The organism is Paraburkholderia dipogonis, from assembly GCF_046027395.1.
Classification (GTDB): domain Bacteria; phylum Pseudomonadota; class Gammaproteobacteria; order Burkholderiales; family Burkholderiaceae; genus Paraburkholderia; species Paraburkholderia dipogonis_A.
This window is the reverse complement of sequence record NZ_JAQQEG010000057.1, coordinates 14709-38916: the sequence shown is the minus strand read 5'-3', so window position 1 is coordinate 38916 and position 24208 is coordinate 14709. Positions and strand designations below refer to the sequence as shown.

19 protein-coding genes are annotated in these 24208 nt (G+C 61.4%); 9 read left to right on the top strand and 10 right to left on the bottom strand.

Annotated features, from left to right (window positions below):
• The first annotated feature begins 369 nt into the window (after positions 1-369).
• The 5 genes from PQR32_RS37905 to PQR32_RS37885 all read left to right on the top strand — a co-directional run bounded on the left by PQR32_RS37905 (position 370) and on the right by PQR32_RS37885 (position 8252).
• A complete protein-coding gene (locus PQR32_RS37905) occupies positions 370-2871 on the top strand; it encodes a penicillin-binding protein 1A (protein ID WP_408239708.1) in 2502 nt (833 codons plus the stop codon).
• 406 nt (positions 2872-3277) lie between these two features.
• Positions 3278-4156, top strand: a complete 879-nt coding sequence (locus PQR32_RS37900; protein WP_459252011.1) for a lipid A biosynthesis lauroyl acyltransferase — start codon at positions 3278-3280, stop codon at positions 4154-4156.
• 270 nt (positions 4157-4426) lie between these two features.
• Positions 4427-5110, top strand: a complete 684-nt coding sequence (locus PQR32_RS37895; RefSeq protein WP_408239703.1) for an Arm DNA-binding domain-containing protein — start codon at positions 4427-4429, stop codon at positions 5108-5110.
• Positions 5111-5679: 569 nt separating this feature from the next.
• Entirely contained in the window at positions 5680-7977 is a 2298-nt protein-coding gene (locus PQR32_RS37890) for a DUF6531 domain-containing protein (protein ID WP_408239700.1), read from the top strand.
• Positions 7977-8252: a hypothetical protein gene (locus tag PQR32_RS37885; protein ID WP_408239697.1), complete on the top strand. Its 276-nt coding sequence runs from the start codon at positions 7977-7979 to the stop codon at positions 8250-8252. Before PQR32_RS37890 ends, PQR32_RS37885 begins: the two co-directional genes overlap by 1 nt.
• A 576-nt stretch (positions 8253-8828) precedes the next feature.
• Here the strand turns inward: PQR32_RS37885 and PQR32_RS37880 are convergent.
• Entirely contained in the window at positions 8829-9548 is a 720-nt protein-coding gene (locus PQR32_RS37880; RefSeq protein WP_408239694.1) for a glycosyltransferase, read from the bottom strand.
• Between the two features lie 941 nt (positions 9549-10489).
• Here PQR32_RS37880 and PQR32_RS37875 point away from each other — a divergent pair.
• The gene (locus PQR32_RS37875; protein ID WP_408239691.1) at positions 10490-10915 is read left to right on the top strand and encodes a hypothetical protein; all 426 of its coding nucleotides are present in this window, start codon (positions 10490-10492) and stop codon (positions 10913-10915) included.
• Between the two features lie 649 nt (positions 10916-11564).
• Here PQR32_RS37875 and PQR32_RS37870 read toward each other — a convergent pair.
• Genes PQR32_RS37870 through PQR32_RS37860 form a run of 3 tightly spaced genes read right to left on the bottom strand, consistent with a single transcriptional unit; the run spans position 11565 to position 17367 of the window.
• Positions 11565-13079 carry an efflux transporter outer membrane subunit gene (locus PQR32_RS37870; RefSeq protein ID WP_408239688.1) on the bottom strand — a complete coding sequence of 505 codons (1515 nt, stop codon included), beginning with the start codon at positions 13077-13079 and terminating at the stop codon, positions 11565-11567.
• A 2-nt stretch (positions 13080-13081) separates the two neighbouring features.
• Positions 13082-16219, bottom strand: coding sequence for an efflux RND transporter permease subunit (locus tag PQR32_RS37865; RefSeq protein WP_408239685.1), 3138 nt, complete (start codon positions 16217-16219; stop codon positions 13082-13084).
• Positions 16216-17367 (bottom strand): efflux RND transporter periplasmic adaptor subunit, encoded by a 1152-nt coding sequence (locus PQR32_RS37860; protein WP_408239682.1) that lies wholly within the window; start codon positions 17365-17367, stop codon positions 16216-16218. The genes PQR32_RS37865 and PQR32_RS37860 overlap by 4 nt, the downstream gene beginning before the upstream one ends.
• Positions 17368-17585: 218 nt before the next feature.
• Here PQR32_RS37860 and PQR32_RS37855 point away from each other — a divergent pair, with 218 nt between their 5' ends.
• Positions 17586-18203 (top strand): TetR/AcrR family transcriptional regulator, encoded by a 618-nt coding sequence (locus tag PQR32_RS37855; protein WP_408239679.1) that lies wholly within the window; start codon positions 17586-17588, stop codon positions 18201-18203.
• A gap of 18 nt (positions 18204-18221) precedes the next feature.
• On the opposite strand, the gene PQR32_RS37850 is transcribed toward PQR32_RS37855, so the two are convergent.
• Entirely contained in the window at positions 18222-18434 is a 213-nt protein-coding gene (locus tag PQR32_RS37850) for a hypothetical protein (protein WP_408239676.1), read from the bottom strand.
• A gap of 289 nt (positions 18435-18723) precedes the next feature.
• Between PQR32_RS37850 and PQR32_RS37845 the strand changes: the two genes are divergently transcribed.
• Both PQR32_RS37845 and PQR32_RS37840 read left to right on the top strand, forming a co-directional pair.
• On the top strand, positions 18724-19785 hold the full coding sequence (locus PQR32_RS37845) for a LysR family transcriptional regulator (protein WP_408239673.1): 1062 nt from the start codon (positions 18724-18726) through the stop codon (positions 19783-19785).
• A 144-nt stretch (positions 19786-19929) separates the two neighbouring features.
• Positions 19930-20379 carry a GNAT family N-acetyltransferase gene (locus tag PQR32_RS37840; RefSeq protein WP_408239670.1) on the top strand — a complete coding sequence of 150 codons (450 nt, stop codon included), beginning with the start codon at positions 19930-19932 and terminating at the stop codon, positions 20377-20379.
• A gap of 49 nt (positions 20380-20428) precedes the next feature.
• On the opposite strand, the gene PQR32_RS37835 is transcribed toward PQR32_RS37840, so the two are convergent.
• The 5 genes from PQR32_RS37835 to PQR32_RS37815 all read right to left on the bottom strand — a co-directional run bounded on the left by PQR32_RS37835 (position 20429) and on the right by PQR32_RS37815 (position 24099).
• On the bottom strand, positions 20429-20818 hold the full coding sequence (locus PQR32_RS37835; protein WP_408239667.1) for a cupin domain-containing protein: 390 nt from the start codon (positions 20816-20818) through the stop codon (positions 20429-20431).
• Positions 20819-20936: 118 nt separating this feature from the next.
• Positions 20937-21824: an AraC family transcriptional regulator gene (locus PQR32_RS37830; RefSeq protein ID WP_408239664.1), complete on the bottom strand. Its 888-nt coding sequence runs from the start codon at positions 21822-21824 to the stop codon at positions 20937-20939.
• A complete protein-coding gene (locus PQR32_RS37825) occupies positions 21821-22051 on the bottom strand; it encodes a DUF2795 domain-containing protein (protein WP_408239661.1) in 231 nt (76 codons plus the stop codon). The genes PQR32_RS37830 and PQR32_RS37825 overlap by 4 nt, the downstream gene beginning before the upstream one ends.
• A gap of 186 nt (positions 22052-22237) precedes the next feature.
• Positions 22238-22492, bottom strand: a complete 255-nt coding sequence (locus PQR32_RS37820; RefSeq protein WP_408239658.1) for a hypothetical protein — start codon at positions 22490-22492, stop codon at positions 22238-22240.
• Between the two features lie 269 nt (positions 22493-22761).
• A complete protein-coding gene (locus tag PQR32_RS37815) occupies positions 22762-24099 on the bottom strand; it encodes a C45 family autoproteolytic acyltransferase/hydrolase (protein ID WP_408239655.1) in 1338 nt (445 codons plus the stop codon).
• Between the last annotated feature and the right edge of the window lie 109 nt (positions 24100-24208).

Below are 24208 nucleotides of genomic sequence, written 5' to 3'. Positions count from 1 at the left end.
GGGCGCGACATGAAAATCCCGTGACATCAAGGAGTTGTAGCGTTTGCGGGCGGCTTGTCCACAGGCCTTTCAACATTTTCTGTGAATAACTCCAGCCGCGCGTGAAAGCGCTCGTAAGACCGCCCGAAACTACAGACTCCTTTCGCGCGAAGGGAATTCTTACAAAAAAACTAACTTGGACCGCGCTTGATTTCTTTTAAAATGCGCTGTTACGTTTGCGCCGGACTCGATCCGGGCGCGCCGTGCGGCCGGCCGGGGGCAAAGGCCGTACGGTGTTTGCGCCTCAGGCTACGATGCTCGATCACGATCCATGTGCGCGCCAGGAGCGCGCGCAGAAAGGCGTTCAGCTATGCGCCCACTATTCCAGTCATGCCAATCATCAAACGACCGCATTCATCCAATTCTCCGTCTGGTGAAGACCGGGATTCCTACCAACGCACGCCAGGACGCAATGCAGCTTCGCGCGACGCCGAGGCTGGCCGCCGTTCCATCGGCGCGACCCTTGCCATCTGGTTCGCCAGCCTGCTCGCGACCATCGCGGTGGTGGGCGCGCTGATCGTCGGCTATGCGCTGGTGGTGATGGGCCCGCAACTGCCGTCGCTCGACGCGCTGACCGACTATCGTCCGAAGGTGCCGCTGCGGGTCTATACCGCCGACCATGTGCTGATCGGCGAGTTCGGCGAGGAGCGGCGCAGTCTCGTGCGCTTCCAGGACATTCCCGATCAGATGAAGAAAGCGGTGCTCGCGATCGAAGACTATCGCTTCTACGAGCACGGCGGGGTCGACTTCATCGGCATTCTGCGGGCGGGTGTCTCCGACCTTTCGCACGGCGGCGCGTCGCAGGGCGCGAGCACGATCACCATGCAGGTGGCGCGCAACTTCTTCCTTTCGAGCGAGAAGACCTACACGCGCAAGATCTACGAAATGCTGCTCGCGTACAAGATCGAGCGCGCGCTGACCAAGGATCAGATTCTCGAGCTGTACATGAACCAGATTTATCTGGGCGAACGCGCCTATGGTTTCGCTGCGGCCGCGCGCGTGTACTTTGGCAAGGATCTGAAAGACATCACGTTGGCGGAATCGGCAATGCTGGCCGGCTTGCCGAAGGCGCCGTCCGCGTATAACCCAGTGGTCAATCCGAAGCGCGCGAAGATCCGTCAGGAGTACATTCTGCGGCGCATGCTCGAGCTCAGATACATCAGCCAGGATCAGTACGACCAGGCCGTGAAGGAAGAGATTCACACCAAGAATCCGGGCAACGAATATAGCGTGCATGCCGAGTACATCGCCGAAATGGTCCGGCAGATGATGTACGCGCAGTACAAGGACGAAACCTATACGCGCGGCCTGAACGTCACCACCACGATCGACTCCGCCGACCAGGACGCCGCTTATCGCGCGGTGCGCAAGGGCGTGATGGATTACGAGCGGCGCCATGGCTATCGCGGGCCGGAAGGTTTCGTGCAACTGCCCGCGCCGGGCGACGACCGCGATCAGACCATCGACGACGCGCTCACCGATCACCCCGACAACGGCGAGATCATCGCCGCCGTGGTGACGGACGCGAATCCGAAGCAGGTCAAGGCGCAACTGGTGGACGGCACGCAGGTGACGATCAGCGGCGACGGCCTGCGCTTTGCCGCCGCCGCATTGAGCGCGCGCGCCACGGCCGCCACCAGAATCAAGGTCGGCTCGATCGTGCGTGTTCTCGCGGACGACAAGGGCAACTGGCAGATCACGCAATTGCCGCAGGTGGAAGGCGCGCTGGTGTCGCTCACGCCGCAGGACGGCGCGATCCGCGCGCTGGTGGGCGGCTTCGACTTCAACAAGAACAAGTTCAACCACGTCACGCAGGCGTGGCGTCAGCCGGGTTCGAGCTTCAAGCCGTTCATCTATTCGGCCGCGCTCGACAAGGGTCTCGGACCGGCCACGATCATCAACGACGCGCCGTTGTATTTCCCGTCGAGCACGCCGGGCGGCGACGCGTGGGAGCCGAAGGACGACGACCAGCCGGACGGTCCGATGCCGCTGCGCCTCGCATTGCAGAAGTCGAAGAACCTGGTGTCGATCCGCATTCTGTCGTTCATCGGCACCAAGTACGCGCAAGACTTCGTGACGCAGCGTTTCGGTTTCGACGCCGACAAGACCCCGCCGTATCTGCCGATGGCGCTCGGTGCGGGCCTCGTCACGCCGTTGCAGTCGGCGGGTGCGTATTCGGTGTTCGCGAACGGCGGCTTCCGGATCAATCCGTATCTGATCAACGAAGTGACCGATGCGCGTGGCGAACCACTCTCCAAGGCGCAGCCGCTGACGGCCGGACGCGATGCGCCGCGCACGCTCGAACCGCGTAACGCGTACATCATGAACAGTCTGCTGCATTCGGTGGCCACGGCCGGCACGGGCGCGGGCACCAATGCGCTGCATCGTTCGGACTTGCAGGGCAAGACGGGGACGACCAACGACGCGAAGGACGGCTGGTTCGCAGGCTATCAGCAGTCGCTCGTGGCGGTGGCGTGGATGGGTTATGACCAGCCGAAGAGCCTCGGCAGCCGCGAATTCGGCGCGCAACTGGCGTTGCCGATCTGGGTGGAATACATGCAGCGCGCGTTGCGCGGGGTGCCGCAAGGCGAACCGCCCCAACCGGACGGCGTAACTTCGGTCGACGGCGAGCTGTTCTATACCGACATGACGCCGGGCAATGGCTTCGTGGCCAGCATCGGTCTGGACTCGGCGAATCCGACCGCCGGCGTGAGCGACGCGGTCGGCGGTGTGGGCCCGGCGGGCATGACGCCGCCGGCGGTGCCGCCGCCGAGCGTCTCGTCGAACGAGAAGAAGCAGATCATGGATCTGTTCGAATCGAACAAGCCGTGATGTTCTCCAAGGGGATCCCCTTGGAAGGCAACGGAGGTATACGGGCCGTGTGAATCTCGCGGCCCGCACGCACAAGCAAGTTTTTGAAAGAGCAGAAAAGCGCCGCCCGGCGCGGTTTTCGTGCCGCTTGTCGGGTGGTCCACCCGGCGGATTGTGTGCCCGGCATGCGCAGTGTGTTTTAATCACGCCTGCGGTGCATTTATCAAGGGTCCTAAAGGACGCCTGATCCCTAAACGGTGTCGGCCTCCAGCACCACTGCGTTTCGCCGCGAGCGAGACGTTCATTCTCGAAACCCGCGCCGCGCGAGACCCGGTATGACGCGCGCGCATGTCACTTCGTCTGCTGGCAATGTCGAGTTTGCCGCGGCCGGCGTGTTTGCCATCCAGCATCCACCGGGTCCCGTCTTGTGAAAAGTCGAATACTGATCTGTCTGATGACAGGTCTGCTGCGCGCGTTTGCCTTTCTGCCGTACAGCGTTGTCGCGCGGATTGGCACCGGTATCGGTGCCTTGCTGTACCGGATTCCCAGCACGCGCCGGCGTGTCGTGCATACCAATCTGAAACTGTGTTTCCCGGACATGAGCGACGAGGCGCGCGAACGTCTGGCGCGCGCGCACTTCTGTCACGTGATCCGCAGTTATGTCGAGCGCGGGCCGCAATGGTTCGGCAATGCGCAGGCGCTGGCGCGCCTCGTCGAAGTGGAGAGCGCGATCGATCTGTCCGACATGGCGGGTCAGCCGACGATTTTCGTCGGCTTCCATTTCGTCGGCATCGAGGCGGGCTGCATGATGTATTCGACGCGGCATCCGGTCGCCTCGCTCTATACGCCGATGTCGAATCTCCTGCTCGATGCGATGGCCAAGCGTCAGCGCGGCCGCTTCGGCACGGAGATGATTCCGCGCAGCGATAGCGTGCGGCGGGCGTTGCGCGCGCTGCGCGACGGCAAGCCGGTGATGCTGGCCGCGGACATGGACTTTGGCTTGCGGGATTCGGTGTTCGTGCCGTTCTTCGGCGTGCCGGCCTGCACACTGACCTCCGTCTCGCGGATGGCGCGCGCGGCGAATGCGCGCGTGGTGCCGTTCGTGACGGAAGTGCTGCCGGATTATCGCGGGTACAAGCTGAGCATCTTCGAAGCGCTAAGCGATTTTCCGTCCGATGACGTGGCCGTCGACGCGCGGCGTATCACCGAGTTTCTCGAGACGCAGGTGAGGCGGATTCCTGATCAATATTATTGGGTGCATAAGCGGTTCAAGAATCGGCCCGCCGGGGAGGCGAGTGTTTATTGATGTGGGGCGGCGCTAAACGCATCTGGAGATGAATGTGCTGCGCGGGCAAGCACTTAGGTGGGATCTCCTGCGTTATCAACAGGGCTGTCAACAAAAGCTGTGGAAAAGTTTTTCCCGCAACGCAAACACACCCACAAACATCTGTTCTGTTTAAGTTCAACAGGTTAGATGTTTACATGTTGGATTCGGCGCTGGCTAGAATCCGACCGTGACATCTGTTTTGTGGGGAATATCGTGGGGGAAAATCGTTCGCAAACCATTCGCGAAGGGATGCTCCTGAAGCTCAACGCAGCCGATCATGGCCGCATCCTGAACGATGGCACCGGCCTGTCCGGCAAGGTCTATGCAGGCACGAAAGGCATCAGCGTTCACTTCCGCTATCGCTACCGTTTTCAGGGCGAGCCGCGTGAGATGCCGCTGGGTGCGTGGCCGAAAATCGCGCTCGATGCGATCCGTGCAAACTTCGAGGAAACGAAGCTGCGTGTCGAGCGTGGCGGCGATCCGGCCGGCCAGAAAAAGGCCGTCGCGCAGAAGATACAGATTGAACAGGCCCAGCTTGAGCAGCAGCAGGAACTGGCCGAACAGCAGCGTGAGCAGGCCGAGCAGCAGTTGACCGTGCACGCGATGTTCGAGGACTGGCATCCCGAGGCGATGATTGACAACACGCCACAGGGCGCGCAGCAGGTCCGCCGCATGTTCGAACTGCATCTGCTGCCCCAGGTGGGCACCCTCCGGGTGCTCGATACAAAACCACCCGACACCGCGCGCAGCGCGGCGATTGCCGCCGTGCGTGAGGGGCATGCCACGGCCATGCAGATCATGGAGATTCGCCACAGCCTGCAGCGCTGGGCCGAGTGTGGCAAGGGGATCGCCCGTACCGAGGCGCAGCGTGCGCTCGCGCAGGACGATGATGAAGGCGGCGGGCGGTGGTATAAGGCAGGAGGGAAGCCCTGAAAAAATCACACCCTGTGATTTCCCGGCGCCCGCGAGGGAGTCGTTTCTGCGGGGCCTATCACTAATGCGCGCATACTTTGGCGACAACGGGACGCGGAAAAGTACATCGAACTGAGGGCGGTGCGGCAAGTGACTTGACGATGCGAAGTGCATCTGTTTATCGGGACTGAAGTTCGCACTACTATATGGAAGCGGTACTTCCCCAGTGCCGTCACTCTCATTCAGGGGTGGCTTTCACGGCACCCCGTCTTTTTCCTTCTCTCTAGTCTCGTGTCAGTGCGCTTCCATTCGTAGTCACCGGAAATGCCCTGTTCCATGCGTTGCGTCTGACAGACGGATGACAGTTGCCGGGTTGTTTTCCTGCGTTACGTGTAGGTGTGGACGGAAGTCAACATGCCCTTGCGCAAAGCAGGTGTAATTTTAGGAATTGTCGGATTTTCTGTTCACTTCGGTCCCTATAGGGTGCTTGGGAATTAACCAAGTTCAACCAACTGGGATAACTATGAAAAGAAAGAGAATTACCGAGAACCCTGTGGGAATGACAGCACGCCTGTTGGCTGCATTCATGCATGCTCAGCATGGCGTTCGGAGCCAACGCGGACGATTGCTTCACGCTTTACGCAAAGTCCGGCGCAACGCCGGGCTCCAAGACCTGCAAGCTGGATGTCACCAGCAATACGCCCGGCGGGATGGGCAACTATGCGTGCATCAATGACTTCGCCTTGATTGATCAGTGGTGCAACTCAACCCAAACCCCTCCTGACGATACCTGCCCGGTGGCAGACCCGGTGTTTCCGGCAAATGGGATTGTCACGCTCTCCGAAACCGACTTTGCAAGTGGTGACACGTCGCCGCTCGTATTCAGTCGTAGCTACCTTTCGAAGCCGTTCGACAAAGGACAGGCAGCGATGGGGGGCTTCTGGTTCAGCAACTGGCAAAGAAGACTTGATCTGACCTCGGTCAATGCGAGCACGCCGAAGATCGCTGCTTACCGGAGTAACGGGCAGCCTCTGATATTCAAGTGGGTTAGCGGAGCGTGGGCGGTGCCGGGAACGTCGGGTCTTTCCCTGACGAAAGCTGGCGACGGATATTTCTACCTCAAAGATGAACGGCTTGGTACGACAGAGGCCTACTCGGATAGCACCGGTAAGATTTATTCTGAGACGACCCGCACAGGTGTGATCCGTAAAGTTTTCTATGACGGCAAGCAGCGGCTGTCAGTGATCACCCAATGGCCAGTCGATAACCTGACTTCGGTAGCTGCGACGTCGATTCGCGTGGAGTACGATAATAACGACCGCATCGTGATGTTGGTAAATCCTTTGGGTAATCCAACGTCTTACGCTTACGACGGAAAAGGCAATCTTGCTTCGGAAACCCAGTCAGACGGCTATGTGCGCCAGTACTTGTACGAGGACGCCCGCTTTCCAAACGCATTGACCGGTATAAAGGATCAATCCGGTTCGCGGGTTGCAACATGGACCTACGATTCCAGTGGACGTGCAATCTCGGTCACTCATCCTGACACGACACGTAATGTTTCACTAAGCTATGGCTCTGGCATAACCACCGTCAGCAACATGTCCGGCAACAGCACGTACTCCTTCAATGTTGGAGACACGTCGCGTCCTGGCTCAATCGTCACACCTGGAGGCACGGTGTCACGCACGTGGGATATGTCAGGGAACCTGAAGCAAAAAGTTACCCCAGATGGAAATACTCAGTACACGTGGGACGGCGCCAACCGGCCAACGAAAGCAATTGCAACCGTCGCGGGCAACAAGACAGTAACGACGATTGAATACAGTGACAGCATCTCGTTGCGCCCACATCTGGTCGCAACACCGGGCAAGGTCAGGGCGTTCGTCTACGACACGGGAGGCAACGTCACTGGCTACGCAGAGTGGCAGACGACCGACCTGACGGGCGAATTAGGAATGCAGGCGGTTGGGACAGGCAGTCAGATGACAGTCGGGGCGCGCTACGACCAGGCAAACCGTATTCTTTCTGCCACCGTAGTCCGAAATGGCACGAAGACTGAAGACTGGACCTACACGTATGACATGCGCGGGAACATCGCAACGACGCAGGATGCCGTTTCTGGTTGGTCAATGCGAACACTTGGTCGTGACGCTGCGAATCGTGCGACGCAAATAGCAGGTAACAGCGGCCAGGCGGGCATCGCTTACGATCAACTGGGTCGCGTATCTTCCTTCCAGTACACCGAGCCAGCTAGTACCGCTAACGGGGGGCTTGCCCGCGTACTGGCGGTCAACTACCGGTATGCGCCCGACGGCACGGTGGCTTCGCGTTCAGCGAGCGTCTCAACGAACGGTGCCTGGTGGCAGCCGATCAGTGATGCGGAACTGGGTACGTGGCTCACTAACTGGGAACTGGGGAACGACCCGGTTGCGCCACCCGCCAACCTGTCAGGACTCCAGTCGGATGCTCCGGCCTTCATTCCTGACATGTGCGTTGAGTGCTACATGGGCTGGAAGGCCAAGCTGACGGGGAAGCTATTTGGAAGTGAACTGAGCGCTTCGATTCCGACATGGGGCGAGACGACTGAGCTGATGCTGAGCGATCAGGCGCAGGTTCCTTACCCAGTGCTTGTGCCGGATCTGACAAGCTCGGCGAAGAGGTCGATACTTTACAGCACCCTCTTCGGAGCCGGAAGCGGGGACGCGGGAATGGTTAAGTGTGGAAGTCACGGGGATAACGACTTTCGAGAGGCCGACTGCCATAGAAAGTACGAGCTAGACATGCTGAACTGCAATACTTTGGGCACAATCATGGGGGGTAAGCGGGGTCGTGCACTATGCAAACAAAACGCGTTCCAAGACTATCAAGAGTGTCGAGGTTATTGATGACTAATGTTCCACCGCGTTCCATCGTTGTCACCTACGACGAAGACCGTCAACAGCTGATTCTGCAATCTGTTGATCCCGCAAGGCGTGCTTCCCTGGTCGCCGGTGCAATTGAGATGCCGATATTGCTTGATGAATTCGACTTCAGACTTGACGACGAGTTCGCGCGCCGGTTTGGCTGTTCCGTGCTCAGTTTGATTGCGCTGGGTCAGCCGGAACTCAAACAATATCTAGTCGCTACGCAGCACCCGCTGGACAAGCCATCAGAGGAGTGAGTAAGAGGCCGACTTGATGCCGTGACCCCGTAAGGGCAGGGATTGCTCCCTGCCCCGCTTGCGAGCGCTGTGCAGACAAAAAGTATTCGATAGATTCCAGACGTGCTTGGGGTGTTAATGGCTCAATATCGATCGTCAGAACAGTAACTTGTCCGAGGCTCGTTGACCCCTGCCGAGTGTAAAGAGCATGAAGGCGAGGAACCTGTGGAGCTGGCTTTTCATTCTGAACATGAGCGGGTGTTAAGCCGCGAGCTGCGCGTGCGGCGTGCAGGCATCATTTGCAGCTTGAATAACATATTAGTGCGGGAGGACCACTCGCTGTTGAGTGCCTTGGCTACCCACAGAGGACAGTCAGCACCAAGCAAAGTAACCCTATCACCGCTCGCCGTGGGGAACGCGCGTACCGAAGCACATGGCGCGTGCATCGCTGTGATCGTCCAAACCCACCACGCCTTTGCGCAACCACAGTATTATACTGCCGCTCGGATTATCGTATCCCGTTGCCCTATTCGCCGAGGTCGGGCGGATGGCCGTGATGCGCAATCGCAAGCAGAATTCGAATGTATACGGCCCTTGTTAGCAGTCGGCCTCGCGTCTCATCGCTTTGAGTTGCGCGTAACTGATTGTCTGAAAATGTTGGTGACCCTTCATCTGTACGATAAGCTTTGAGTCGTCGGGTGGGATTTGTCCAAACATCTCGTAGTGAAATGCGAGCGTGGTCACGTAGTTGACGGTTGGTACGGTCGAGTGGACTCGCATGTAGCCGCCAGTTTGGACGGCGTTCCAGAATATCTTGTCGCCGACAATGCTTTCAGACGAGTCTTTGAAGAGCCACGCTGCACATGCGGGAAAGGCAGTTCGCGTAAGGAAGTAGCAGTTGGTATCGTTGAAATCGAGTCCGTTGGATTCCTGACAGATGCCCAGCATGCGGCCGTCTGCAGCGAAAATTCTTCGAGTGGCCGTAACCACCTGCGCACCCGTTATCTCGGTTATTGTGCGCATCGCTTCGACGTGGTTGGGCTCGTACCAGTTGTCCGCGTCGAGAAAACAGATCGCATCAAATCCATCGGAAGCCGCGCAAGCGGCACCTACGCCGCGAGGGGTATCGCCATAGTCAGCGTGATTGGGAATTTTAATGTGGATCACGCGCTCCCAGCCATCAACGTCGCTGGCAGGGAATCCATCGGCGATCATAAAGTGAATGACGTCACCTTGCTGTGCAAGGATGCTTTCGTGGCATCGTCGCAAAACGTGAAGCGGTTCCTTGTAATAGGCGCTGATGACGGCGACTCGCATGAAGGATTTTCGAGGTATGTGCGGAGTGGCAAATTATATAGATCGGCAGGGTGCCAGAGACTATCTCAATTTCTGGGCCATCTGCGGCGGCACAAAGCACACACGCTATTGCGGTTATCAGGGAGGCTGACACGATTTAACGGATCTGTCGTTTTGAGGCGTTTAGCCAGACAGGTCGAGAGAGACAATTTCGATGAGCATCGCCGTAATGCATCTTTCTGATTCGGATCTAGTGGGTATAACCGAATTGCTGAACGCTTTTTGCGGGGAATGTCTGAGTAGTTCCCCATGCCACGTGCATCGCAGCATCGACAATTCATCTGTCTTAGCTTTAAACAAGTCGCTTGTCTTGGTGGCGACCGCGAGCGGTCGCCGTTAGCTTGAGTGTTTTACAAGACACATGTCTAATATGTAGGCCACCCCAATCGAGGGGAAAGGCAGTTTCCCCGCGCCGCAGCGTGTGGGGAAACGTGGGGGAACGATGTTTGGCGGCCTGTGGGGAATGCTCAATTTCCCCGCACATGGCCCGCAATGCCTTATGGCGTGGGGTTGAGCGCTGTGGGGAGATACTTATCCACGGACTTGAGCACACAATCTGTGGATAAATTGATCCCGCATGCACAAAGCCTACAAACATCCATTCTGCTGTTTTGTGGGGAATAACTCTGAGGGAAAGACTCTCAAACAATCAGTGACGGGGCGTTCCTGAAGCTCAGTGCCGTTGATCACAGGCGCGTCGTGAACGCAGTGCGACCGTGATTTAGCGGGTCAGCACAAGCTGGTTCCAGACAAGATCAGGATCGAGCAGGCCCAGACTGTCCGGCCACAGCAGGAACTGGACGAACGCGAGCGCCAATGTGACTTGCGTATAAGATGGGGGGCAACTCGGTTCGGGTTGGTTCCATTCGACCTCCGCGCCAATGACCGTGATGGATACATATATGGAACGAAACCTGGAGCCGCACGAGCGCAGACTGCTTGGGTTCATTCTGGATGTGAATAAGCCGCTTTATCCGGATCAATCAAGTCGCTGGATAGCTCAACTTGAGCATTGTACGGTCCACGAAGTTAACGTACCGTATTGCTTGAGGATCAGTCATGTGGGTACTGCTCTCAAGCCTGAAGGGCGCAGCCGCACCCTAAGATATGAGCTTGTCGGCCTTGATGAGGGCATCCCGGTGCTTATCTACGTGGTCACCGAAGAAGCGGAGGACGGATTCGTTCTTGACATTTTTTCAGTTGATCGTCTCGATGGCGAGCCGGTGGTCAATTATCCTGAAGCAGGCGATGGGTTGATGATTGTGGACGGTAACAGCCGCGTTGGCGGCGCGGACCTTCGCCACATCTATGGGGGGTTTGATTCTTAGCCAGCCCTTACTATTGGATCTCGCTGCATAACAACTGTCTGGCCCGGACATAACTCACCTTAGAAGGTTCGGGCCAGTACGGCTGATCCCGCGATACGGCGGCGCTGATCAACGAGAGACCGGCAGAGTTGGTTTCTTTCTACAGGGAGCGGCGGTTTCCCCGTGCCGCAGCGTGTGGGGAAACGTGGGGGAATGGATGTTTGAGGCGCACGGGGGACGGTACTTTCCCCACACGCTGCCCGGAAAGCCTTATGCGGCGGGCTGTTTATCACAGGGTGTGATTTTTCCACAGGCTTATCAACACAAACTGTGGATAAACAGCAGTGCCACCCACCACCCCCGAAGCGCTCAACACCGCTGCATCCACCGGCACCTCAAGTAACAAACCCATTCGCTTCAACCACTTAAGCCTGTAGCCCCAGAGTTATCAACAACCCTGTCAACATAAACTGGGGATAACGTTGAGGCATCCCAGGGTCTTCGTTCAGTGAAAAAGCCGCCGCTCAACGCCTGCTGGTTCATTCCGTACCGCACGCACAATTCGCCATGCGTTCAATGAGTTAGCCTTCTTGTCAGATAGTTTTCAACAGGCTCATCAACAAAAAGTGGGGATAAGTCGGCGGCCATCGCTACGGAATCCCAGGTTTAGCTATTCGGCGATGCCCGCGTTCGCTGGCGGAACCGCGGACGCCGAAGCCGAAGCCGCAGCCGCCGACTCCACCGGCGGATTCCCCATCGCCTGAAACAACGCCGCCGTGTCCGTCAGACGCGCGCTCGTATAGCGGATCTCATCGAGCTGCGCGTTGCGGAACTGCTGCTCGCTCGAACGGGCCGACGCAATAGGCAACGCACCCAACCGATAGCGCCCCGAGGTCTCGTCGAAAATGCCCTGCGCCGAGCGCGCAGCAACGTTCGCGGCGTCCAGCGCCTGCGAGTCGTGCTCGAGCGCGGCGAGCGTGTCGGCGACGTTCTGAAACGCGGCCAGTACCGTTTGCTTGTACTGCGAGACCGTGGCGTCGTATGTATCGACCGCCGCGCGCCGTTGCGCGAACAGGGCGCCGCCATGAAACAGCGGCTGCGACAGCGACGCACCGATGCTCCAGATCGCGCCCGCACCGGAGAGCGCCACTGGCCAGCTAAAGCCACCCTGGCCCATCGACGCACTCAGCGACAGGCTCGGGAACATCTGCGCCGTGGCGACGCCGACATCGGCCGCCGCGGCTTTTAAGGCGGCGTCGGCGGCCTGAATGTCGGGACGCGCGCGCAGCAGTTCCGACGGCACCACCACGGGCACCTGCTCAGGCACATGCAACAGAGCGAGTTCGAGGTCATCCGGCGCCGCGTCCGGCGTGCGGCCGAGCAGCACCGCTAACGCGTGGCGCGTGGTCAGCCATTGCTGCTTCAGCCCCGGCAAGCTCGCGGACAGACTGGCCGCGCTCTGTTGCGCGCTCAACTGATCGGCGTGCGAGACAGCGCCCAGTGCATAGCGCCGCTGCGTGTCACGGGCCTGATCGTTGGCGATCGTCACGAGCCGTTCGGTCGTCTCGATCTGCGCATGCAGCGCGGCGCTGGTGATCGCGGCGGTCACGATATTGGCGGCCAGCGCGCGGCGCGCGGCATCGAACTGATACGCCTGCACGTTGACCCGCGCGGCGAGCGCCGCGTCGGCCAGGCGCGCGGCGCCGAACAGGTCGAACGTATAGTGCGCCTGCAATTGACCGACGAAGACGTTGTACAGAAACGTGTTCGGTCCGATCTCCGGAATCGCCAGCGCGCGATTGCGCGTCACCTGGCCGCCGGCGTCGATGGTCGGCAGCATCGAACTGCCGATCTGCGCGCGCAACTGCTCACGCGCGGCGGCGAGGCTTTTGTCCGTCGCCGCGAGCGTCGGACTATTGCGCAGGCCTTCGTCGACGAGCGCGTTCAGCGCGTCCGATTGATACAGCTTCCACCATTCGGGCACCGGCTTCGCGCCGACCACGAACTGCTGCGTGACGCCTTGTGCGGGCACGGTTTGCGTCGGCTGCGCCTGTGCGCCGTAGTGGGCCGGTTGCGGCATCGCGGGCGGCTCGCCGCTCGGCCCGAACGAGCAGGCGGCGAGGGCGCATGCCATGCCGGTGAGCACGGCGAGGCGCGGGTATCGGGAGAGTGCGGAAATGGCCATGCTCAATTCCCCGTATGCGTCGTGCCGGACGCGGACGGCGTCTGCGGCTCGCGTTCATCAGCGCGCACGCGAAACGACATGGCGTACAGCGCGGGCAGATAGAACAGCGTGAGGATCGTGGCGCTCGTAATGCCGCCCATCAGCGCGGTGGCCATCGGGCCGAAGAAGTTCGAGCGCAGCAGCGGAATCAGCGCGAGCACGGCGGCCGCCGCGGTCAGCGTAATGGGCCGGAACCGCCGCACGGTCGCGCCGACAATCGCATCGAAACGCTTATGCCCCGCGGCAATGTCCTGCTCGATCTGATCGACCAGAATCACCGAGTTGCGCATGATGATGCCAAACATCGCGATCACGCCGAGCATCGCGACAAAGCCGAACGGCTGGCCGAACAGCAGCAGCGTGAGCACCACGCCGATCAGCCCGAGCGGCGCGGTCAGCACGACCATCAGCACGCGTGCGAAACTTTGCAGCTGGATCATCAGCAGCGTGAGCACGGCGATGATCATGATCGGCATCTGCGCATTGATCGAGGTCTGGCCTTTGCCGCTTTCCTCGACCGAGCCGCCGATTTCGATCCGGTAGCCGACCGGCAGAGTCGCGCGAATCTGGCTCAGCGCTTTGTCCACGGCATGCGTGACGTCGATGCCTTGCGCGCCGGGCGCGACGTCGGACTGCACGGTGATGGTCGGCTGACGGTCGCGCTCCCAGATCACGCCGTATTCGAGGTCGTTGCGCAAATGGCCGAGCGTGCCGAGCGGCACAGGTCCATTCGGCGTCGGCATGGCCAGCATGACGAGCTGCGCGGGGTCGACGCGTTCGGCCTTCGGCGCGCGCAGATCGACGCTGATCAGTTTGTCGCGTTCGCGGTACTGCGTGACGGTGTAACCGGAGAGCGTCATCGCGAGGAAGCTCGAGATGTCTTCGGAGCTCACGCCGAGTTCGCGCGCTTTTTTCTGATCGACTTCGAAGCGCACCGAGCGCTCGGCGGGCTCGTCCCAATCGAACTGGACGTTGCTGGTGCCGCGGTCCGTGCGCATGGTGGCGGCGACGCGATCGGCGATCGAACGCACGGTCGCGATGTCGTCACCGCTGACGCGGAACTGCACTGGATAGCCGACGGGCGGTCCATTTTCGAGCCGCGACAGACGCGTGCGGATCGCCGGGAAGTGATTGCGCAATTCGGGTTCGAGCCATTGCGCGAGCTTTTCCCGGTCCTTCACCGACTTCGCCGTGATCACGAACTGCGCGAAATTCGGTTGCGGCAATTGCTGATCGAGCGGCAGATAGAAACGCGGTGCGCCGGTGCCGACGAAGTCGACCGTGTGATCGATTTCCGGTCGGCCCACCAGCGCTTTTTCCAGCCGCGTGGCTTCGCGCAACGTGGCTTCGAACGACGCGCCTTCGGGCAGCCGCACATCCACCAGCAACTCGGGACGGTCCGAACTCGGGAAGAACTGCTGCGGCACCAGCGTGAAACCCGCCATGGCCAGCAGGAACAGCGCGACGGTGATTGCCAGCACGACGAAGCGCCGCTCGATGCACCAGCCGATCCAGCCGCGCAGGCGCCGGTAGAAACGCGTGTCGTAAATGTCGTGCTCGTGATCGTCGGGCAGATGCGCTTCGTGCGCCTCGCGTTTGCGCTCGGGCAGCAGGTGATAGCCGAGCAGCGGAATCAGCACCACCGCGGCGAGCCACGAGGCGATCAGCGCAATCGCCGAGACTTCGAAAATCGAGCGCGTGTATTCCCCGGTGCTCGACTTGGCCAACGCGATCGGCAGAAAACCGGAGACGGTGACGAGCGTGCCGGTCAGCATCGGAAACGCGGTGCTGGTGTACGCATAGGCCGCCGCGCGCGTGCGATTCCAGCCTTGCTCCAGCTTCACCGACATCATCTCGACCGCGATGATCGCGTCGTCGACGAGCAGTCCCAAGGCGAGCACCAGCGTGCCGAGCGACACCTTGTGCAAGCCGATGTCGAACAGATACATGCACAGCGCGGTGACGGCGAGCACCACCGGGATCGAGATCACGACCACCATGCCGGTGCGCACGCCGAGCGACACCAGGCTCACCACCAGCACGATCGCCACCGCTTCGGCGACGGCTTCGAGAAAGTCGTCGACCGAACGCGCGACCGCGTTCGGCATGCTCGACACTTCGACTAGCTGCAAGCCGGCGGGTAGCGCACGGCGCAACTGCACCATCTGCTGATCGAGCGCCTTGCCGAGACGGATCACGTCGCCGCCCGGCTGCATCGTCACGCCGATGCCGAGCACGGCTTTGCCGCCGGCGCGCATTTGCGTGGCGACGGGGTCGTCGTAGCCGCGCTTGATCGTGGCGATATCGCCGAGACGGAACGAGCGGTTGTTGATGCGGATCAGCGTGTCGGCGAGCGCGTTGACGTCCTTGAACTGGCCAGTGGGGCGTACGAACACGCGGTCGTCGGTGGTGGTCAGCGTGCCGGCTTGCGAGACGCTGTTCTGCGAGTTGATTGCCTGGCCGAGTTGCTGCGGCGAGATGCCGAGGCGCGTGAGTTGCGTGTTGGCGATCTCGATGTAGATGTGCTGATCCGGATCGCCGAAATAATCGACCTTGCCGACGCCCGGCACGCGCAGCAGCACCGAGCGCAACTGGTCCGCGTAGTCGTGCAGTTGCGCGGGAGAAAAGCCGTCGCCTTCGAGCGTGTAGATGTTGGTGTAGACGTCGCCGAATTCGTCGTTGAAGAAGGGGCCTTGAATGCCTTGCGGCAGCGTGGCCGCAATATCGCCGACTTTCTTGCGCACCTGATACCAGGTCTCGGGCACGTCCTTGACCGGCGCCGAGTCCTTCATCGAGAAGAACATCAGCGATTCGCCGGGGCGCGAGTAGCTGCGCACGAAATCGATGGCCGGCGTTTCCTGCAATTTACGGCCGATGCGGTCCGTGACCTGTTCCTGCATCTGGCGCGCGGTGGCGCCGGGCCAGAAGGTGCGGATCACCATCACGCGGAACGTGAAGGGCGGGTCTTCGGATTGCGCGAGCCGCGTATAGGCGAGGATGCCGAAGGCGGTTGCGAGCGCGATCAGAAAAACGACCAGCGCCTGGTGGCGCAGCGCCCATGCGGACAGGTTGAAGCGTCCTTCTTCATGCGTGGTGCTCATGAAGCGAAGTCCTCGGGATGCAGCGGCGCAATCGCGCGGACTTTTTCGCCGGCGGTCACTGTATGCACGCCTTGCAGCACGACCCGTTCGCCATCTTTGAGCCCTTGGCCGATCACGACGGTGCGTTCGTTGTAACGCGAGACGGTCACGCGGCGCAGTTCCAACGCGTTGTCCACCGCGCGCACGATCCACACGGCGGGCTGCGTGCCGTCGTGGAACAGCGCGGTAGCGGGCACCGTGAACGAACCGTGCTGACTAGCCGAGGCGTTGGCTTGTGCCGCGAGCTCGATATCGGCAGTCATGCCGAGGCGCACGTCCGGGCCGGCATTCTCGAGCGTGAGTTTGGCGCGATAGGTGCGGCTTTGCGGGTCGGCGGCGGGCGACAGTTCGCGCACGCGCGCGGTGAACTTGCGCCCCGGCAGCGCGGCGAGCGTGACGTTGGCGGTTTGCCCGACCGAGAGCGCGGCGAGCGCGCTTTCCGGGACGTCGCACACCACGTCGATGTCGCCGCTCCACGCGAGGTTGTAGACGGCCTGGCCCGCGGAGACGTTCTGGCCGGTGTCGGCCTGTTCGGCGGTAATCACGCCGGCGTGATCGGCGGCGAGCGTGGTGTATTGCAACTGGTCCTTCGACAACGCCGCCTGCTGCGCGGCCTGATCGCGCTGCGCGAGCGCGGATGCGTACGCATTGGTGGTCTGTTCGAGTTGCGCAGGCGCGATCAGGTTTTCTTTGGCCTGCGCCTGATCGCGATCGAGTTGCTGCTTCGCATACACGAGAGCGTGCTGCGCGGCGGCGAGTTGCGCCTGCGTGCTCGCGGCATTCTTCTGCGCGTCCGCTGGATCGAGGCGGGCGACGATCTGACCGTTCTTCACGACATCGCCGAGACGCACGCGCCGCTCGACAATCTTGCCGCCGACGCGAAACGACAGCGGAGTCGAATAGCGCGCCTGCACCTCGCCAGGCAGTGATGCCGCCTGCGTCGCGCCGCCGTCCGCATGTACGGCGACGGCCACCACCGGGCGCGGCTCGGGCGCCGCGGCTTCCTTCTTCGAACACGCGGCCAGCGTGACGACGCCGGCCAGAGCCAGAACCAACGCGGCGCGGCGCAAGCGCACGCGATGCCGATACCGATGGGACTGCGGACGCATCGCGGACGATGCGGGAAGACCGGGACGCTTCACAATTACCCCAACTGGAGACAGCGAACGAACAGGGCAAGCCGCAGCGGCCCGCCAGCGAAGACGCGCCGGCCGTTCATGCAATTGGCATACGCGTCTGACTTCGAATGACGCTTTGCATTCTAATACACACCTGTATTTGAATGTTGAGGTGAATTGGAATTCTTTTCAGTGCTAGACTTGCGCCCATGAAACGGCAACGACTGACACGCGAGCAGAGCAAGGACCAGACGCGCGAGCGTCTGCTCGACGCTGCCCAAGCGATTTTTATGAAGAAAGGTTTTGTCGCGGCGAGTGTCGAGGACATCGCGGGGGCGGCGGGCTATACGCGTGGTGCGTTCTATTCGAACTTCCGCAGCAAGAGTGAGTTGTTTCTCGAACTATTGCGGCGCGACCACGAGATCATGCAGGCGGGGCTGCAGGCCATTTTCGCGAGCGCGGCATCGCGTGAGGAAATGGAAGAGCGCGTGCTGCGCTACTACAGCAACCTGCATCGCGAGAACAAGTGTTTCCTGCTATGGGTGGAGGCGAAGCTGCTCGCGGTGCGCGACGGCCGCTTCCGGATACGCTTTAACGCCTTCATGCACGAGAAGCTCGAGCAATTGAGCGCGTATATTCGCGAGTTTTCGGCGCGAGTCGGCACGCCGATGCTGATGCCGCCGGAGACGCTGGCGATCGGCTTGATGGGGTTGTGCGACGGCGTGCAGTTTTTCTACACGGTCGACCCGCAGAACGTGCCAGCGGAAATGGCTGAAACGGTGCTGGCGGGATTTTTCGCGCGCGTGGTGTTTGGGCGCGACGCGTAAGCGCGTTGAAACGCGCTATCAGTTGGTCGGCAACTGCGCGCAGGCGTCGGCAGCCGGCGTGGCGCACACGTACGAATACTGACCGCTGTAGCGCAGTACTTCTTTACCCACGTGCAGGACCACCTTGATGTCCGGGCAGCGTTCATAGGCGATGAAGGCCGAACAGGCCGCGGCGGACCAGCAGACCAGCGAGAACGCGATTTTTTCGAAAAGCGGAAAACGGTGTGTCATAGCGATTGATTGCGATTGATTAGCTTTCGGTCGCTATCTTACCAGAAAACTAGGGTTTATACCTAGTCGAAATCCGCAATAATGCTCGCAATAAAGCCGGCCATGAGCGCGCAGAAGTGACGCGAACGTCTCGGAAACCTGTCCGGATTGTCATGTTCAGGTCAGGGTTGGGACATGATCGGGTCGATACAATCGGATCGTTGGGCAAACCCGCGGGCGCCTTGCCGCACGGGTCGACACAGGCGCGAGGGCTGCGCCGGCCCGGCTTTACCGAGGCAGGAGTCGTCCCATGAACCAATTACAGTCGATGCGCGTATTCGTCAAAGTGGCCGACCTCGGCAGTTTCGTCGGCGCGGCCGGCGCGCTGGATCTTTCCACCGCGGTCGTCACGCGCCATGTCGCCGATCTGGAAGCGCGCCTCGGGACGCGCCTGCTCAACCGCACCACGCGCCGTCTGTCGCTGACCGAATCCGGCACGACGTATCTGGAGCGCGTGCGCCACATTCTCGACGACCTCGAAGGCGTGGAGCAGATGGTGGTGGCGCGCAATCATGAGCCGGTCGGCACCTTGCGCATCGTTGCCCCGGTGGTGTTCGGACTGCACAGCCTCGCGCCCGTGGTGCAGTCGTATGCCGCGCGTTATCCCGACGTCGTGCCCGACGTCACGCTCGCGGATCGCCATGTCGATCTGGTCGAAGAGGGTTTCGACGTCGGCATTCTGGTGGCGCGGCACATGCGCAGCGCGAGCATCGTCACGCGGCGGCTGACCACCGGTTATTTGACGGTTTGCGCGACGCCTGCCTACCTGGCGCAGCACGGCACGCCGACCCGGCCCGAGCATCTACTGTCGCATCCGTGCCTGAGCCGGCCGTCCGAGCAGGGCGGCGAGGAGCGCGTGTTCACCGGACCGGAGGGCGAAGTCCGCGTGCGCCCCACGAACGCGATCGTCGCGAACAATACGGAGATGCTCAGGCAGTTTGCACTGCTGGGCATGGGCGTGGCGATCCTGCCGAGCTATCTGATCGGCCGCGATCTGGCGTCCGGGCGGCTCGTGCCGCTGCTGCGCGACTACCGTTTGCCGCAGATCGAAATCACGATCGCCTATCCGAGCCGCCTGCATTTGCCGGCGAAGGTGCGCACTTTCATCGATCACCTCGTCGAGTATTTCCAGCAGCCGGGCCAGCAGACGCGCGATCCGCGCGCCGTGGCGCCGGCGCGTTCGGTGGCCAAGGCGGCGGAGGTCATAACGGACGACGTGGACGATCTGCCGGTGACCGAATTGCCTGCCGATGCGGCGCGTCCCTTGCACAAGGCGGCGCGCTCGCGGATCGCGGCGTCGACGCCATTTTGATTTAGCGCGCGCGCGGCGTTGACGTGTGAGCTGGGCGCGAGGGGTTTCGGTTCAGACGTGCGCGACTGGGTTATCTTTCTCGATTCGAGGCTGTGCAGCCGCACGAGTTCGATAACGACAAGATTACCCAGCGAGCCGAACCGCATGAACCTGAGTTTCGCCAGCACTACGTTTGCTGACATCGATACGCTCGTGCACATCCGCATCGCCGCGATGCGCGAAAGCCTGGAGCGCGTCGGCCGCTTTGATCCGGTGCGCGCTCGCGAGCGCTTCGTTGCATCGTTCGATCCGGCGTTTTGCCGGTTTATTCTGATGAACGGCGCGCAAGCCGGATTCGTGCTGTTCAGGTCTCAGGCCGATCACCTCGTGCTGGACCATCTCTACATCGTCCCAACGCAGCAAGGCAGGGGAATCGGGCAAGCGGTACTAGCCGAGCTGTTCGCCGAGGCGGACTCGAAATCGCTGCCGATCAAAGTAGGCGCGCTGCGCGCCAGCGATTCGAATCGTTTTTACCAACGCCACGGCTTCGTCAAAACCGGCGAAAGCGAGTGGGACATTTATTACGTGCGCGAGCCGCGCGGACGAATCTCGTAGATGAGCCACATGCACGGCCGACCCCGCGGCGAGCTGCGGGATGGATTGCCTAAATCCACACGTCGTTCGCCGCCGTCCGTTCGCTGACTTCCTCGCCGGTATTCTTCACACCGCGCGGCTCGATCAGCAGCAGCTTCACTTCGTGTTCGGCGTACGGCTTGTGCTCGGTACCCTTCGGCACCACGAACATTTCCCCCGCCGAAATCAATACGAAACCGTCGCGCATGTCGATGCGTAATTGCCCGTCGAGCACGATGAAGGTTTCATCGGTGTCGGCGTGCTCGTGCCAGATGAAATCCCCTTCGATTCGCACCAGCTTGAACTGATAGTCGTTCATTTCGGCGACCACGCGTGCTTGCCACCGGTCGCTGAAGAGCCGCAGTTTTTCCGCGAAGTTGATGGCCTGATACGGCCGTTGAGTGATCTGAGCGTTGGACATCGCAGTGCTCCTCCTGAGCGGTTGTGTCAGGTAGGAGCGTACGGCGTGAGGCGGGGCGAGGTCTTGAACGTTTGTGCGCGCGAGCCATCCGGCGTGGCACGATCAGGCGCGCCTTCGCTCAGCGCGCGCCGGCCGCCGACGAGCCGAGCATCTTCAGCCACTGTGCCGGCGCGACGCCCCAGGCGTGCTTGAAGTGCCGTGTCATGTGACTCTGATCGGCAAAGCCGCTTGCCGCCGAGGCGTCGGCGAGCGACACGCCCTTGAGCACCAGTTGCCGCACGAGATCGAGACGCCGCATGGTCAGATATCGATGCGGACTGGTGCCGAACAGCACGCGAAAATCGCGCGACAGACTCCAGCGGTCGCGGCCCGCCGCGGCCGCCAGTTCATCGAGCGTGACGGCGCGATCGAGCGACGCCAGCAGGTAGTCGCGCGCAAGCGTTGCCGCGCGGTAATCCACCAGACGCGGTGTATCCGGTGCGCCAGCCACCGTGTCGAGTGCGACGGCCAGGTCGTAGAGCGCGCTGTCCTGTTCGAGCGGGTCGATCGCGCTGTCCATCGCGCGCAGCAGGCTTTCCGTGGCGGCGAACAGGCGCGGATCGTTCGACAGCCCGCCTTCCAGGAACGGCAGCGGCTTGCCGCCGAGCGCTTGCTGGAACAGCGCCGGATCGACATAGATCATGCGGTAGTGAAAACCGTCGCCGGTGCCGGCCTGGCCGTCGTGCGGTTCGTCGGGATGCAGCACCATCGTGCCGCCCGGCAAGCTGTTGCGCGTGCTGCCGCGATAGCGAAAGCTCTGCACGCCGGACAGCGTGCGGCCGATCGCATAGGTATCGTGCCGGTGCATCGCGTAGCCGGCCTGATGAAAGAACGCCTCGATGCGCTCGATGCCGTTCGCGCCGGCCGTCTGCGGCGAGCGATAGATCCAGTCGGAACCGCGTTTCTGGCTGGACGAAAGCGAAAGCGGCTGCGAACGAGGCGGCGATGAAGCCGGTGCCTCGCTCATGCACCGAGCCCCGGACCGTAATTGCCGCTGATGAGGCGCGTCACCGAAGCCACGTCGGCGTAATCCTGTTCCGGCAAGCCGTCGAGCATCGACAGCACTTCGTTGCTCGCGCCGGCTTCGCGCGCGGCGTCGACGAGCGCGTCCTTGTAGGTCGGAAATTGGACTTCGCTCAGAATGTCGGTGATCTGCAGGTCAATCGATTCGCCGGGAATAGCCGATGCGGTCATGCGAACGCTCCTGTTGATACGGTTGGACGTGGTGGGATAAGAGTGTCGCCGCCGAACAAAGGAGCCCGAGCCCGCGCGCCGCGCCGCATACCGCTTCAGAAAGGGCACACACGCTCGCTATCGTCTCCGTTTCAGAGGCTACGAATCTCCGCATACAACCGGCGCGCACGTCTGCACAGGCTGGCGTCACGTCTGCAAATGCTCGTTCTGTCCGGTAAAGCTTCGATCGAGATGCCGCGATTTGGGCAGCGCGATATGTTGCCATTGTTGCGGACGATTGTCGTCCGTGGCGGCAACGTCCGGCGCCGCGGGGGCGACGGGCGCTGCATTGGCGCGTTCGGCAAGACTATTGGCGTTCGTGCTGTCCGGCGCGGTGTGAACCGGCGCGGCGAAACACGAGGCTGACAGCGTCACCATGGTCAACAGTGTCGAGGTTTTCATCGCCCGACCTCCTAAGCTCATGCGGCGCTGACAGTTGAGCAAGCGCTGTGCCGTCCCCGCGTCGAAAGGACGGCGCATGCTACACGCGGTGTTGCTGTACGCGGCCAACCCGCATCTTCAATCTTAGATGCGCAAAATCTGCAGGGCGCGCACATTTGCGGCAAAACGGTATTGTAGATTTCAGATAATGGCAGAAACGCGGCGACAACGCAGCAGCGCCGTCGCGAACGGTCGTGCGACAGCGATGTTGCAGTGCGGCCGAAGCGGTTCTAACGCAGTATTTCGAAGCGCGTCCACGGCCAGGAAGGCCGGTCGCGCATATAACCGTTCAACCAGTTCCACTGCGGATGCCGCTTCATGAACGCCTGCGCGTCGAACGGCCGCCCGCACGGGTGGCCCCAGCGCGCGCTGAACGCCATCTCGCGCGCCATTTCGCTGTCCACCACTTTGCCGTCGTTGGCGCCCCACGGATTGAACGGTCCGTGATCGGTGCCGCCAAAGCGCGCGTCGTCCAGTTCCAGATGCCCGCAGATGGTGCGCGAGCACGGATTGTCGTTGCGGTCGAGGTAGACGTCGTGATGGTCGGCGATCATCTCCTTGGCCAGTTCCACGTCGATCTTGCCGTGGTGCATTTCTTCGAGTTGCATGAAGCGCAGGCGCCGCGCGCCGTTCTTGCGCACGTCCGTATAGTCTTCGCCTTCGCCGAGGCATTCCTGGTTGCGGATCTTCAGATCGGTCGCGGTGTTGTAGCCGCTGTAGAAACCGTCCTTCGTGCTCTCGAAACCGGAAAAGTGCAGCCCCAGTTCGTAGCGCGCGATCTCGCCGGTCTTGGCGTCGCCGAGCAGCCAGCTATTCGCATAGCCGCCGTTATTGGCGATTGCGAACATTTCGCACCATTCGCCGATGCTGTTCGCGTACTGCGACGCGCGCCGCGAACGGTAGAACTCCGGCGCGCCGGCCGCGTTGTAGCCGGCGAAGTTCGAGATGGTGGTTTCCGTCACCATCAGTCCGGCGGCGGTGACCCAGAAATCGGTCAGGCTGGAAATGCAGCCGGGCAGGCCTTGCATGAGGATGCGGTTGCCCTGGTCGGGCACGATGTCGAAGACCACGTTGAACGCGTCGCCGGCGGCGTAGCGATCCCACGAGTTATGCGCCATCACGATGCGGCCGTCGCGGGTCGCGCGGCCGGCGGCGATGAACGCGCTGCAGTGGTGTCCGCGCCGTCCGCGCCACGGCTTCACGCCGAGGCCCGGCTGCTTCTGCGACGCGTGAGTGGGCCACCAGCTTTGCAGCAGATCCATGTAGCCGTTCCACGCCAGCACTTCGGCGAACGGCAGCTTCGCGCCGTCGGCGATGCCCTGGATTTCGTCGGCGAATTCGGTGTCGAGTTTGTTGGCGAACTGGGAGACGGCTGCATTGACGAAGGTGTCGAAATCTTCGCCGGTGTCCCATTTCGCGAGATAGCGGGCGGTGTGGATCGCGTTGCGGATTTCGCTGGCGAGCAACTGGCCGTGCTGCTCGCCGCGATCGTACGGCTCGCCTTCGATATGCAGGAAAATCCAGCCCGCCTGATCGCGGCGCACGGCATCGAGGGACGGTTCGCTCATCTTCGCTCCGATCGAAGGACGGGCGTCTCGATGCGCCCGTTCTGGCGTAACGCGCGCTGTCGGCGTTCGCCGCAGCGGTCTGTCCATTGTAGAGAATCTGGCGCGCTTT

Excerpts from the sequence above, each read along its gene's own strand:
- PQR32_RS37860 (WP_408239682.1), bottom strand. The coding sequence starts at position 17,367 with ATGCGTCCGCAGTCCCATCGGTATCGGCATCGCGTGCGCTTGCGCCGC.
- PQR32_RS37870 (WP_408239688.1), bottom strand. The coding sequence starts at position 13,079 with ATGGCCATTTCCGCACTCTCCCGATACCCGCGCCTCGCCGTGCTCACC.
- PQR32_RS37850 (WP_408239676.1), bottom strand. The coding sequence starts at position 18,434 with ATGACACACCGTTTTCCGCTTTTCGAAAAAATCGCGTTCTCGCTGGTC.
- PQR32_RS37875 (WP_408239691.1), top strand. The coding sequence starts at position 10,490 with ATGGAACGAAACCTGGAGCCGCACGAGCGCAGACTGCTTGGGTTCATT.
- PQR32_RS37820 (WP_408239658.1), bottom strand. The coding sequence starts at position 22,492 with ATGAAAACCTCGACACTGTTGACCATGGTGACGCTGTCAGCCTCGTGT.
- PQR32_RS37825 (WP_408239661.1), bottom strand. The coding sequence starts at position 22,051 with ATGACCGCATCGGCTATTCCCGGCGAATCGATTGACCTGCAGATCACC.
- PQR32_RS37890 (WP_408239700.1), top strand. The coding sequence starts at position 5,680 with ATGCTCAGCATGGCGTTCGGAGCCAACGCGGACGATTGCTTCACGCTT.
- PQR32_RS37815 (WP_408239655.1), bottom strand. The coding sequence starts at position 24,099 with ATGAGCGAACCGTCCCTCGATGCCGTGCGCCGCGATCAGGCGGGCTGG.
- PQR32_RS37895 (WP_408239703.1), top strand. The coding sequence starts at position 4,427 with ATGCTCCTGAAGCTCAACGCAGCCGATCATGGCCGCATCCTGAACGAT.
- PQR32_RS37845 (WP_408239673.1), top strand. The coding sequence starts at position 18,724 with ATGAACCAATTACAGTCGATGCGCGTATTCGTCAAAGTGGCCGACCTC.
- PQR32_RS37830 (WP_408239664.1), bottom strand. The coding sequence starts at position 21,824 with ATGAGCGAGGCACCGGCTTCATCGCCGCCTCGTTCGCAGCCGCTTTCG.
- PQR32_RS37885 (WP_408239697.1), top strand. The coding sequence starts at position 7,977 with ATGACTAATGTTCCACCGCGTTCCATCGTTGTCACCTACGACGAAGAC.
- PQR32_RS37905 (WP_408239708.1), top strand. The coding sequence starts at position 370 with ATGCCAATCATCAAACGACCGCATTCATCCAATTCTCCGTCTGGTGAA.
- PQR32_RS37855 (WP_408239679.1), top strand. The coding sequence starts at position 17,586 with ATGAAACGGCAACGACTGACACGCGAGCAGAGCAAGGACCAGACGCGC.
- PQR32_RS37865 (WP_408239685.1), bottom strand. The coding sequence starts at position 16,219 with ATGAGCACCACGCATGAAGAAGGACGCTTCAACCTGTCCGCATGGGCG.
- PQR32_RS37835 (WP_408239667.1), bottom strand. The coding sequence starts at position 20,818 with ATGTCCAACGCTCAGATCACTCAACGGCCGTATCAGGCCATCAACTTC.
- PQR32_RS37880 (WP_408239694.1), bottom strand. The coding sequence starts at position 9,548 with ATGCGAGTCGCCGTCATCAGCGCCTATTACAAGGAACCGCTTCACGTT.
- PQR32_RS37840 (WP_408239670.1), top strand. The coding sequence starts at position 19,930 with ATGAACCTGAGTTTCGCCAGCACTACGTTTGCTGACATCGATACGCTC.